The sequence below is a fragment of the Cellulophaga sp. HaHaR_3_176 genome (genome assembly GCF_019021925.1).
GTDB lineage: Bacteria > Bacteroidota > Bacteroidia > Flavobacteriales > Flavobacteriaceae > Cellulophaga.
In genome coordinates this window covers 1,604,050-1,616,617 of record NZ_CP058990.1, presented here as the reverse complement: position 1 = coordinate 1,616,617, position 12,568 = coordinate 1,604,050, and the positions used below count along the sequence as shown (strand labels likewise).

Sequence of the window (12,568 nt, the reverse complement as noted above, 5' to 3'; positions counted from 1 at the left end):
AAAAGTATTGATACTGAAATTAATTCAGCAAAAAAGAAACAAAAATTATGGCAATTATAATAACGGATGAGTGCATAAATTGCGGAGCCTGTGAACCAGAATGCCCAAATACAGCAATATATGAAGGTGCCGACGAGTGGCGTTACAGTGATGGAACATCATTAAACGGTAAAGTTGTTTTACCTGATGGTAAAGAAGTTGAAGCAGATGATGTACAAGAACCAATAAGTGACGAAGTATATTATATTTCACCTGATAAGTGTACGGAATGTATGGGATTCCATGAAGAGCCGCAGTGTGCAGCTGTTTGCCCAGTTGATTGTTGTGTGCCTGATGATGATCATGTAGAAACAGAAGAAGTTTTGTTAGCTAAACAAAAATTCATGCATCCAGAATAAATAATATTTATATAATATAAAAAAAGCCGGACTAATTTAGTCCGGCTTTTTTTTTAATTGATCTGAGCTTTTTTAAAAAGCTGCCCTTTTTTAAAGGGCAACTTCGACTAAAACAAACTCAAACTTAAATTAAAATCTGTAGTTTACTGATAAATTAAGCATTGTACCTAATTGACTAAAGTGGTAACCATCGTAAGTCATTTGAGAATAACGTTGGTTAAATGTAATAAGATTAGATTGCTCTTGAATAGGTGTTATTCCGTAATATGTTAACGAAGTATCATCAATTAAAGCTTGACCTGCTGCATTTTCTGCTTTAAAGCCCCATTCTGGTAAAACATTAAATAAGTTATTGATGTTTAAAGCTATTGTAAGTTTTTCAGTAGCATTAAAATTAACTCCTAAGTCTGATACAATTTTAGGAGTAAATTCTGTTCTTAAGTTTTCGTCTAAACCTTGTTGCTTAAATGTGGTTTTTCCGAAGTAAGTATTATTAAAAGAGAATCCGAATTTATTAATATTATAATTAGCTCCTAATATCCACTTTGTTTTTGGTCTAGATGTAAAAAATAAAGCTTCTTGAGTAGCGTTAACTACAGATTGACCAGCGTCTTCAACTAATTGAGGGTTTTTGACAGCTCCATCTCTTTCGTTTTGAATTGTGTAGTTTCCAGATAAAGTAAAATCAAGTATTCCGTCTCCTAAACCAATGTTTTTGTAGTTTGCAACAAAATCTATTCCAGATGTTTTAGTATCTAAAGCATTAACAAAAAAGCTAATATCACTTAAATTATTATTGTTTAATACTTGATCTAATGGAGTATTACCTATACTGTTACCAACAGCATCAGTTGCAGTAGCTCCAATTTCAGTACTTAATACGATACGGTCTTTAACAGCAATATTATAGTAATCAACAGTAACATTAAAGTTTTTGTTTATTTTGGCACCTAAACCAACAGTGAAGTTAGTAGATTCTTCAGCATCTAATTGAGGTAAACCAAGTATGTTAGCAGTAGAAGAAACGTTGTTAACTAAACCACCAACTTGAATACCTTGACCAGGTACAAAGCTATATTGTGCTTTTTGAGTGTAAATTTGGTGCAAAGTAGGAGCTCTAAATCCTGTTGAAACAGAACCTCTTAAAGTTACTTTATCATCCAAAAATTTATATCTAGAACTTAACTTCCAAACAAAAGCATTACCGAAGTCAGAATAATTTTCAGTTCTAATAGTTCCATTCAGTAAAAAATTATCTGAAACATCGTAAGCAATATCGAAATATCCTCCAAAATTATAACGGTTAAATTTACCAGAGTTTTCAGGGCTATTACCAGCAAAAGAATCAGCTCCACCACCATCATAAGATGCTAAACCACCTTCAATTATTTCAAATGTTTCAGTTCTAAATTCAGAACCAAACCCAATACTAATTTTATCAGATAAAATTCTAGATATATCAATGTTACCAACATTGTGAGAAAAGCTAGTTCCACCAGGACTAAAAGATCTTTGGCTGTTTGACCTATATAATTCAGAACCTTGAGAAAGTTCTCCATCATCTAAAGTACCATTACTATTTGCATCTACCCAAGTAGATGGTGAATATACTTCGTTTGCATTATGCGAGTTATTTACATTGTAAGTTTGAGTGTTACCACCTGTTGTAAAACTAACATCAACATTCCAATCATTTTTTACAGTTTTAAAACCAATTGTAGCATTGTAATCAGTTAAAAGACCTTCAAAAGTTGGTACATAACCATCATAACCATTTACTGTATTTGGGTTGTTACCAGGGAAAAAATCTGCTAAATATTCAGACCCTTCGCTTAATGGCTTCCAATAAGGAGTTCTATAGTTAGCAAAACTATTTACTTTTTTATATACATAAGCAGCGTTTGCATATAAGTTAGTGTTTTCACTTAATTCATAACCAGTGTTAATTTCAAATTTAGCGGAAGCAGTTTCAGGAGAACCATTAATATTTCCTGCATCTGGTCTTCTTCCTAAAAATTCTTCGGTAGTAGCTAATCCTTGAGCATTTGAGGCTAAAATAGCAGCATTACGTGTGTTGTAATCTGCTGAGCCAACATAATTGTTTGTAAATTCTGCAACTGCTTGAGGAACTGTAAAACCAGTTAAATCAACTCCACCTAGCAATGAACCATTTAAGTAACTTCCATATGAGTTAGGGTTTGAAGATGTGAAATCGGCAGCATCTCCAGCAGCATTTACAGTACCTGGTCTATTTGATTGGTTAACTTTAGATAAATCGATAGTATAGTTAACGAAACCTTTATCATCACCAATACTAGATCCATTGTTTACAGCAATACCGAACATTTCTCCATCACCTTCACTAGTTATTCCAGTTCTAATAGTTGCAGAACCTTCATTAGCGCTATTTTTTAAAATGATGTTCATTACACCTGCAATTGCATCAGAACCATATTGAGCAGAAGCACCATCACGTAAAATTTCTACTCTTTTAATCGCATCTGTAGGAATAGCAGATATATCAGCACCTGTTTCCCCACGGCCTGGAGAAGTTTGAGTATATAATAAAGAACTTAAGTTTTTACGCTTACCGTTAATTAATATTAATGTTCTAGAAGGCCCCATGTTTCTAATTTCATAAGGATCTAATAGAGATGTTGCATCGTTAACAGGAGTTTGGACAGTGTTAAAAGATGGAATTTTATACTGTAAAGCTTTATCGAAAGAAGCTTGACCTGTAGACGTTAAGTCTTTTGCACCAACAACATCAACAGGAAGAGGTGAGTCTGTATTTGATCTAGGAGCTGTTCGAGAACCTACAACGATAAATTCATCAAGCTTGTTTCCTTCAGAAAGAATTACATTTATACTTGATTTACCACCTATTTTCTTTTCAATTGTTTCAAAGCCAATATAACTAAAAACTAAAGTTGCATCACTTGCAGCTTCAATAGTATAATTACCATCAAAATCTGAAGTAGTACCATTTGTAGTACCTTTTACAACAACATTAGCACCTGCTAATGGCATTCCGTCTTGGTCTGTAATTTTACCAGTTACAGCGCTTTGTATAGTATTAGCCTTTAATTTGCTTTCTATTTTTGGTAAATCAGCCGTATCATACAGCGCAATATTTTTTGCTGATCCATTGGCGGTTATCCCTAGAAAAAGGACAAACGACGACAGCGTTTTAAAAATTGAATTCTTGTTCATAATTTTGAGTTTTAGTTATTAGTAATTTAAATAGTTTATTAGAATTTAAAATTTATACCAGCATTCATTGTTGTACCATTAAAACCAAATTGGTTTACTTCCCATGGATATTTAAACCTACCGCCTAAATCGGTTACAACATCACCTTTAGTATCAATAGTATCGGGGTACACATTCAACAAATTATTAATTCCAATATTTGCTGATATTTTATCTGAAAAATTATAATTAATGTATAAGTCTGTAATTAGTTTACCAGTGAATGTTTGATCGTTTGCAGGTATTGTTGCATGTTGCCATGTAACCTCTCCGAAGTATGTATTATTAATACCTACTATTAATTTATTTAGTTTATAGTCTAGACCTAATAAAACTTTAGATTTTGGTCTTGCAGAAATAATTCTAGATTGTTCTTTACGATTAAAAATGTCATAATTGTTCTGAGCTAAAATGGTCGGAGTGTTAATCTGTCCAACAATTTCAGTTTCGTTGTAATTAGCGGAAAGAGTTGCGGTTAAAAAACCATTACCCAGATTAATGTTTTTGTATGTAGCAACTAAATCAATACCATTAGTTTCTGTATTAACAGCGTTTGCAAAGAATTTTAGACTTGTGATAGAATTATCTATAAGTATTTCTTCTACAGGGTTTGTTGTATTGTCATCAGCATCAAAGCCTATTTCACCTGTAAATAAGACTCTGTCGTCCATTTTTACGTTGTAAAAATCAATTGATAGTGAAAAATCACTTGTTGCTTGAAATGTAATACCTGCAGAAATATTTTTAGATGTTTCAGCAGTTAATTGAGGAACACCTAAGCCTTCTCTAATAATAGGGTCGACATTATTAAAGGTGCCTTGATTTGATATGGTATTACCAGATACTAATGTTTGAACATTACTTAAATAAATTTGATGCAAAGAAGGTGCTCTAAACCCGGTACTATATGAGGCTCTTATAGCTCCTTTATTATTACCTAATAAATATCTAGAACTTATTTTCCAAGATGTATTACCTCCAAAATCACTAAACTCTTCATGTCTTGCAGCTCCGCCTATTAAAAAAGCTTCTGTAATATCCCAATCTAAATTAGCATAAACACCTATATTATCTCTTTTCGCAAGTACTTCATTTGTTGGTTGCAACCCAGGAAAAGATTGTACTGGACCTGGTTCATACGAGGCAGATTCGCCAGCAATTGCTTTAAAGCGTTCGCCTCTGATTTCTGATCCGAAACTTATGCTAATATCTCCAAAGCTTCTAGAAAAATCAAGATTAGCTAATGTGTTGCTAAAATTATATCCTCCAACATCAAAAACAGTCGGACTGTTAGCGCCTAAAGAAGGGTTTAAGCTGTTGCTAACAATGTAATCTACCGCATTTCTACCATAAGTACCACTTAAATCAACATCAAAACCTAAAAGTTTAGATTTAAAACCAACGGTAAAGTTATTATCTCTTATATCAGTTTCAAATGTTGGTTGAAAGCCATTGTATACTTCATTTTCATCATGTAATAAGTTAAACGGATCACCAACCCAGTAAGGAGGTCTGTATAAAGCAAAACTTTTTCCTGTTCTATAGGTCATGCCGCCAAAAGTGTAAAATTCTCCTTTGTTATTATTAAAAGGAATACCAGCATTAAAAAAGGCATCGACATTTTTCATTTCTGGTTGACCAACAGTCATACCTAAATCAGGGTTGTTAGCTAACCAATCTCCCCAGGTAGGATCGTTGGCAGGTACTCCAAACAAATCATCCTTACCAGGTGTTCCAGCTCTGTTTGTTACATCTTGTTGGTAGTAACCAAAAGTTAAATTTAAATAACCGCCATTTTCGCCAATACCAATTGAAGAGTTTAGGTCAGCTCCGAAATTGAAACCATCGCCTTGACTAGTGATGCCTGATTTTAAATTAACTGTAGTGAATTCAACATTCTTTTTTAAAATCATATTTATAACACCAGCAATGGCATCAGATCCATATTGTGCGGAAGCACCATCTCTAAGCACTTCTATTCTTTCAATAGCGGCAACAGGAATACTTTTCAAATCAACGCCAACTTCACCTTTACCAGGGGTATCGTTAATGTATACTAAGGCACTTTGGTTTTTTCTTTTTCCATTAATTAAAACCAATGTTCTACTAGGACCAAGACCTCTTAAATCAGCAGGATCAAAATGTGCAGTTGCATCAGAAACAGTTTGATTTGAAGAATTGAATGATGGTACTTTATAGGTAAGCATTTTATCTACACTAGGTTGTCCTGTGCTTTTTAATTCTGACACGCCAATATTATCAATAGGTACAGCTGATTCTAAAGCTGTTCTAGGTTTAGATCTGTTACCCACCATAATAACCTCTTCTAATAATTCGCCTTCATTTAAAATGATGTTAATTTGAGATCTACCATTCACTTTTTCTTCTACACTAGAATAACCAATGTAGCTGTATACTAATGTTGCATTATCTGAAATGGTTATTTTATAATTACCATCAAAATCAGTTGTTGTGCCATTTACGGTCCCTTTTTCTAAAACATTGGCACCTACTAGTGGCATACCATCTTGGTCGGTTATTTTACCAGAGACTGTTTTTTGAATATTAAAATTTGTTTGAAAAAAATGAATACTAGAATGACTTTTTAGACTTAGTTTTTCTAATTTATTTGTAGTTGTTTTTTTTTGATAAATCACGTAATACTTATTCCCTAAATATTCAAAATCATAACTAGTCTTCTTCTCTAGTTTACTTAATATTTGATCTAGCTTCTCATATTCGTATTCAGCAGGGTCTAATGAAGAGCCTAATAATATTTCAGGATTGTATGTAAAGAAAACATGATGTTTTTTGCTTACATCATTTAAAAAATCGGGTAATGATACTTTAGAGTTGTTTGTAGATCGTAAATTATCATTTGCGAATCCAGTAGTTATAATTCCTAAAAAAAGAACTACGGAGAACAGGGCTGATACATATGTTTTCAGGTTCATAATTTTAATCTTTAATTATTAACAATTTATTTTCTTTTTCTATAATGGTAATGCCTGTCGATTTTTGAATTGCATCGATACATATTTTTAAATTTTCATTAGGAATACCTCCAGTTAGCTTGATGTTTTTAGTTTCTTCATCAATAAATTCAGACGATATACCATAAGCATCTTCAATATATTTCATAACCTTATTTAAAGAGATGTTGTTAAAAATGTATGTACCGTCTCTCCAAAGTGCATAATTGAAATCGCTGTTAATTTTTTCGTGAAGTAAAATTTCATTTATTTTTGAATAAGAGACTATTTCTCCTGGATTCATTTTTTTAGAACCACCATTCTCTAGTAGAAGGTTTATGGAGCCTTCATCTAGCAATACATTTGTTTTTTCATTTCGGGTATTCACATTAAAGTGTGTCCCAAAAACTTCAACTTTTAAATCATTTGTAGTAACCCAAAACTTAGCTTTAGTTGAAGGTTTAGATTTTACTTTAAAATAAGCTTCCCCATCTAAAAAAACATCTCTAGAGTTTCCTTTTTCATATTTTAATTGAGAATTACCATTTAAAACAACAGTAGTGCCATCAGGTAATTTTAGATTGATAATTTCACCAAATCCAGTTTTGTGAATTACCTCTGTATTAAAATTTAAAGTATTTACTATTGAAAATAAAATAATAAAGGAAGCGACTAAAAGAACACTAAAACCAATTAATTTTTTATTAGAGCTTTTTGATGCTTTATTTTTCTTAGACCTCTCTAATGTATTCGATTGTATTTTTTCAAAAACTAAATCAAACTTATCATTAATAAAATCGGAGCTTAATTCTTTTTCTTCAAAATCAATTCCTTTAATAATATCTCTGGCATTATAGATGGTATCAATATATTCTGGGTTGTCTAATATCCAGTTATTCCAAAATGCAATATCATTTCTATTGCTTTTAAAAACCCAATTGTTAAAAGAGGTGTCATTTAAAAGGTTTTCTAAAAAATGTTGTTTGCTTTCTTCCATTAGTAAATAGTAGCTATTGTGCTTTCTATTTATAAAGAGGAAGAGTTTTTTATTTTATACCCTAAAATTTTGAAGAAAAATAAATTATTTTTTTAAAATTGACGAAAGCATGTCGTTTTCTATTGTTTTTCTAAGTTTAGAAAAAGCTTTTTGAAGTGTGTTTGAAACGCTCTGATAAGAAATATCCATAGCTTCTGATATATCAGAAGTGTTTAATGAGCTATAATATTTTAAGTAAATTACTTCACGCTCGCGAGGGGATAGTGTGTTTAAAATATTAATAACAACATTTCTTTGAGCTATAGAGAACTCATGTTTTATAGTTAATTCTTCATGAGAAAACTCAAAATTAGTATCAATAGCATTTTTTGAATCTAATTCAGTAAAAATTCTTTCTTTTTTTAAGTGTGTAAACAAAGCTCTTCTGAAAGAAACAAATAAATATGCTTTAATATTATTTACTTTACCTATCGTATTTCTGTTTTCATATAAATAGATAAAGAAATTTTGAAGAGAATCTTCTGTGACCTCTGTATTACCACAAATTTTTAGTCCATAACTATGTAAAGAAGCATAGTACATCTTAAATATAGAAGAGAACGCATTGGCATTTCCTTCTAGAAATAAAAACCATAAAGTTTCTCCTTTATTATCTAACATTTAATGTTTTTGTTACTCTATTTTAATAACCAATGGGTTAATGAAAAGTTAAATTAATGAATTAATCGTTAATAATGCAGGATTTTTCCCAAAAAAATAATTTTTATAATGAAAACAGCTAAAAATGTTGAATATCTTTATTTTTTAATATTGAGGTTAATATAACTCGATAAGTTATATTTGCAGCTTTAAAAATATTTTTGATGAAAGCAGGAATCGTAGGATTGCCAAACGTAGGTAAATCCACCCTTTTTAATTGTTTGTCTAACGCAAAAGCACAAAGTGCAAACTTCCCTTTTTGTACTATAGAACCTAATATAGGAGTAGTAAATGTTCCTGATACAAGGATACAGAAATTAGAAGAATTAGTAAATCCAGAGCGAGTTTTGCCTGCGACAGTTGAAATTGTTGATATTGCAGGTCTTGTAAAAGGAGCTAGTAAAGGAGAAGGTTTAGGAAATCAATTTTTAGGAAACATTAGAGAAACAGATGCTATTTTGCATGTGTTACGTTGTTTTGATAATGATAATATAGTACATGTTGATGGTTCTGTTGATCCTATTAGGGATAAAGAGACTATAGATATGGAGTTGCAGTTAAAAGATTTAGAAACTGTAGATAAAAAGCTTGAAAAAGTAAAGAGGGCTGCTAAAACAGGTAATAAAGAGGCGCAAAAAGAAGAAGCTATTTTATTGCAAATTAAAACTGGTTTAGAGGCAGGTACATCGGTAAGAGCTTTAGATTTCGCAAAAGAAGATCATAAAGAGTTTGTTTATCCTTTGCAGTTTATTACAGATAAACCTGTAATGTATGTTTGTAATGTAGATGAAGATGCAGCTGTAAATGGTAATGCATATGTAGATAAGGTTAAAGAGGCTGTGGCAGGTGAAAATGCTGAAGTTATATTTTTAGCAGTAGGTACTGAGGCAGATATTACAGAATTAGAGACTTATGAGGAACGTAAAATGTTCTTAGAAGATTTAGGTTTGTCAGAGCCAGGTTCTGGTAAATTAATTCGTGGTGCTTACAAATTATTAAATTTAGAAACTTATTTTACTGCGGGCGTTAAAGAAGTGCGAGCTTGGACTATTCCTGTAGGAGCAACAGCACCTCAAGCTGCTGGTGTAATTCATACTGATTTTGAAAAAGGGTTTATTAGAGCCGAAGTTATCGCTTATGATGACTATGTTTCTTTCGGGAGTGAGTCTAAAGTGAAAGAAGCTGGTAAAATGCGTGTAGAAGGTAAAGAATACATCGTTAAAGATGGTGATGTAATGCATTTTAGATTTAACGTATAATTTTACATACAAGCTTGAACTTCGTAATTAGTTCAGTTTATAAAAATAAGTTTTATCAAACATGCTAGCTTTGTTGGCATGTTTGATAAAATATCTTCAAAAACAATAGGTTTCGTATTTGCAATTATAGGAATAATCTTATTTTCTGCAAAGGCTGTAATGGTTAAATTAGCCTATAATTTCCAAATTGATTATTTAACACTTTTATTATTTAGAATGGTTTTTTCTTTACCATTTTATATAGCAATTGCTTTTTGGAAAAAACCAGTAGCTATTCAGTCTAGAAAAACAAAAGATTGGGTTTGGCTATTTTTCTTTGGTTTTATTGGGTATTATTTGGCGAGCTTATTTGATTTTATGGGGTTACAGTACATAAAAGCGGGTCTAGAGCGTATAATCTTATTTGTGTACCCAACAATCGTGGTTTTAATTTCTTATTTGTTTTTAAAGAAAGTAATAACCAAAAATCAAATAATAGCAATATTAATTACTTATGTAGGGGTTTTAGTTACATTTTGGGATGAATTAGCAGTGCAAAGTGATGATGTAGTAATTGGAGGTTTTTTAATTCTTTTAAGTGCTGCAGCGTACGCTTCTTACTTGGTAGGAAGTGGTTGGTTGATTCCTAAATTTGGTGTACTGAAGTTTACTTCATATGCAATGATGGTTTCTACTTTTTGTGTTGTTGTGCATTATATTCTTCAAGGAGATTTTAATTTATTTGATTATCCATCAGAAGTTTACGTTTTAGGATTGTCTATGGCTGTTTTTTCAACATTAATTCCTTCTTTTTTAGTTTCAGCAGCAATTGAGAGGCTTGGTGCATCAACTTTTTCAATATTTGGCAGTTTGGGGCCGATTTCAACTATTTTATTAGCATTTTTCTTTTTAAATGAGAGTGTAAGTGTTATTCAACTGGTAGGTATGTGTGTTGTTATTTTAGGAGTTTCATTTGTTTCAAAAAAAAGAAAGCATAATTAGAGCTTCATTTTAGATGAATGGTTTCTTTTCTTATAAAATGTAATAATATCAACAAAACAAAATTGCGTATTGTTGATTACTTTCGGGGCGTCTAGTTTTATCTTTCCTTAACACTTGCTATATTAGCAACACTTTCGAAGAAACCCTTGACATGTCAGAAAATACTCAATATACAGAAGATAATATCCGTTCGCTTGATTGGAAAGAGCATATTCGTTTACGTCCAGGAATGTATATCGGTAAATTGGGAGATGGATCATCTGCCGATGATGGTATTTATATCCTTCTAAAAGAGGTTATAGATAACTGTATTGATGAGTTTGTAATGGGGTCTGGTAGAACTATTGATATAGCGATAAAAGAAAATCTTGTTTCTGTTCGTGATTATGGTAGAGGAATTCCATTAGGTAAAGTTGTAGATGTAGTGTCTAAAATGAATACTGGTGGTAAGTATGATTCTAGAGCGTTTAAGAAGTCTGTTGGTTTAAATGGGGTAGGTACTAAGGCAGTAAATGCTTTGTCAACGTTTTTTAAAGTAGAATCGTCTAGAGATAACCAATTAAAAACAGCAGAGTTTCATCAAGGTAATTTAGTACAGGAAGAAGGTCCGGAAAGTACTTCGAAAAGAAAAGGAACTAAAGTTTCTTTTATTCCAGATGAAGTAATTTTTAAAAAATATAAGTACAGAAATGAGTACATAGAGCGAATGCTTAAAAACTATGTGTACTTAAATCCTGGTTTGACTATAGTTTTTAATGGTGAAAAATTCTATTCAGAAAACGGACTTAAAGATCTTTTAGAGGATAATAACAATGTCGAGGATATGTTATACCCTGTTATACATTTAAAAGGTGATGATATTGAAGTTGCTATTACACATAGTAAAACCCAATACAGTGAAGAATATCATTCTTTTGTAAACGGGCAGCATACAACACAGGGAGGTACACATCAATCAGCATTTAGAGAGGCAATAGCTCGTACTATTCGTGATTTTTATGGCAAAAATTATGAAGCTTCAGATATTCGAAAATCTATTATATCAGCGATAGCTATAAAAGTAATGGAGCCTGTTTTTGAAAGTCAAACTAAAACAAAATTAGGTTCTACTGATATGGGAGGTGAGTTTCCTACGGTAAGAACCTATATAAATGATTTTATAGGTACAAAATTAGATAACTATTTACATAAAAATCCAGACACTGCAGAAAAGTTGCAACGAAAGATAATGCAAGCAGAGAAGGAGCGTAAAGAACTATCAGGTATTCGTAAGTTAGCCAGAGATAGAGCTAAAAAGTCGAACCTGCATAATAAAAAATTACGTGATTGTAGAGTTCATTTAGGTGATACAAAAAACGATAGATATTTAGAGAGTACGCTTTTTATAACAGAGGGAGATTCAGCTTCTGGTTCAATTACAAAGTCTAGAGATGTGAATACGCAAGCTGTTTTCAGTCTTAGAGGTAAGCCTTTAAACTCGTACGGTATGTCTAAAAAGATTGTATACGAAAACGAAGAATTTAATTTATTACAAGCAGCATTAAATATTGAAGATTCTATGGAAGATTTGCGTTACAATAATATTGTAATAGCAACTGATGCCGATGTCGATGGTATGCACATTCGTTTATTATTGATTACATTTTTTCTTCAGTTTTTTCCTGAATTGATAAAAGAGAATCATTTGTATATTTTGCAAACACCTTTATTTAGAGTGCGTAATAAAAAGAAAACCTTTTACTGTTATTCTCCAGAAGAAAAGCAAGATGCAATAAATGAGCTTTCAGGAAAAGCAGAGATAACTCGATTTAAAGGTTTGGGTGAAATTTCTCCAGATGAGTTTAAGCACTTCATTGGTGGCGATATTCGATTAGAGCCTGTGATGTTAGATAAAAACATGTCTATTGAAAGTTTACTTGAATTTTATATGGGTAAAAACACACCAGACAGACAAAAATTTATCATAGAAAATCTTAAAGTAGAATTAGATTTAATAGAAGATAATTAATT

Annotated in this window: 8 protein-coding genes; 4 read left to right on the top strand and 4 right to left on the bottom strand. The window is 31.6% G+C overall.

Annotation, left to right across the window (positions count from 1 at the left end; translation table 11 throughout):
- The first annotated feature begins 47 nt into the window (after positions 1–47).
- Positions 48–398 (top strand): 4Fe-4S dicluster domain-containing protein, encoded by a 351-nt coding sequence (locus H0I23_RS06970; protein ID WP_216785736.1) that lies wholly within the window; start codon positions 48–50, stop codon positions 396–398.
- A 129-nt stretch (positions 399–527) separates the two neighbouring features.
- Here the strand turns inward: H0I23_RS06970 and H0I23_RS06965 are convergent, their stop codons facing one another.
- The 4 genes from H0I23_RS06965 to H0I23_RS06950 all read right to left on the bottom strand — a co-directional run bounded on the left by H0I23_RS06965 (position 528) and on the right by H0I23_RS06950 (position 8,279).
- Positions 528–3,428 (bottom strand): TonB-dependent receptor domain-containing protein, encoded by a 2,901-nt coding sequence (locus H0I23_RS06965; protein WP_371736671.1) that lies wholly within the window; start codon positions 3,426–3,428, stop codon positions 528–530.
- A gap of 221 nt (positions 3,429–3,649) precedes the next feature.
- Positions 3,650–6,604: a TonB-dependent receptor gene (locus H0I23_RS06960; RefSeq protein ID WP_216785735.1), complete on the bottom strand. Its 2,955-nt coding sequence runs from the start codon at positions 6,602–6,604 to the stop codon at positions 3,650–3,652.
- 4 nt (positions 6,605–6,608) lie between these two features.
- Complete coding sequence (locus H0I23_RS06955; protein ID WP_216785734.1) at positions 6,609–7,619, bottom strand: FecR family protein; 1,011 nt, start codon at positions 7,617–7,619, stop codon at positions 6,609–6,611.
- Between the two features lie 84 nt (positions 7,620–7,703).
- Positions 7,704–8,279 (bottom strand): RNA polymerase sigma factor, encoded by a 576-nt coding sequence (locus tag H0I23_RS06950; RefSeq protein WP_216785733.1) that lies wholly within the window; start codon positions 8,277–8,279, stop codon positions 7,704–7,706.
- 203 nt (positions 8,280–8,482) lie between these two features.
- On the opposite strand from H0I23_RS06950, the gene ychF reads away from it, so the two are divergent.
- The 3 genes from ychF (at position 8,483) to H0I23_RS06935 (ending at position 12,566) form a co-directional block, all read left to right on the top strand.
- On the top strand, positions 8,483–9,577 hold the full coding sequence (gene ychF, locus H0I23_RS06945) for a redox-regulated ATPase YchF (RefSeq protein ID WP_216785732.1): 1,095 nt from the start codon (positions 8,483–8,485) through the stop codon (positions 9,575–9,577).
- Between the two features lie 78 nt (positions 9,578–9,655).
- Positions 9,656–10,558, top strand: a complete 903-nt coding sequence (locus tag H0I23_RS06940) for a DMT family transporter (protein WP_216785731.1) — start codon at positions 9,656–9,658, stop codon at positions 10,556–10,558.
- Positions 10,559–10,709: 151 nt separating this feature from the next.
- Positions 10,710–12,566, top strand: coding sequence for a DNA topoisomerase IV subunit B (locus tag H0I23_RS06935; protein ID WP_216785730.1), 1,857 nt, complete (start codon positions 10,710–10,712; stop codon positions 12,564–12,566).
- The last annotated feature ends 2 nt before the right edge of the window (positions 12,567–12,568 follow it).

Coding starts and splice junctions, on each gene's coding strand:
- H0I23_RS06950 (WP_216785733.1), bottom strand. CDS start 8,279: ATGTTAGATAATAAAGGAGAAACTTTATGGTTTTTATTTCTAGAAGGA.
- H0I23_RS06955 (WP_216785734.1), bottom strand. CDS start 7,619: ATGGAAGAAAGCAAACAACATTTTTTAGAAAACCTTTTAAATGACACC.
- H0I23_RS06970 (WP_216785736.1), top strand. CDS start 48: ATGGCAATTATAATAACGGATGAGTGCATAAATTGCGGAGCCTGTGAA.
- ychF (WP_216785732.1), top strand. CDS start 8,483: ATGAAAGCAGGAATCGTAGGATTGCCAAACGTAGGTAAATCCACCCTT.
- H0I23_RS06935 (WP_216785730.1), top strand. CDS start 10,710: ATGTCAGAAAATACTCAATATACAGAAGATAATATCCGTTCGCTTGAT.
- H0I23_RS06965 (WP_371736671.1), bottom strand. CDS start 3,428: ATGCCATTAGCAGGTGCTAATGTTGTTGTAAAAGGTACTACAAATGGT.
- H0I23_RS06960 (WP_216785735.1), bottom strand. CDS start 6,604: ATGAACCTGAAAACATATGTATCAGCCCTGTTCTCCGTAGTTCTTTTT.
- H0I23_RS06940 (WP_216785731.1), top strand. CDS start 9,656: ATGTTTGATAAAATATCTTCAAAAACAATAGGTTTCGTATTTGCAATT.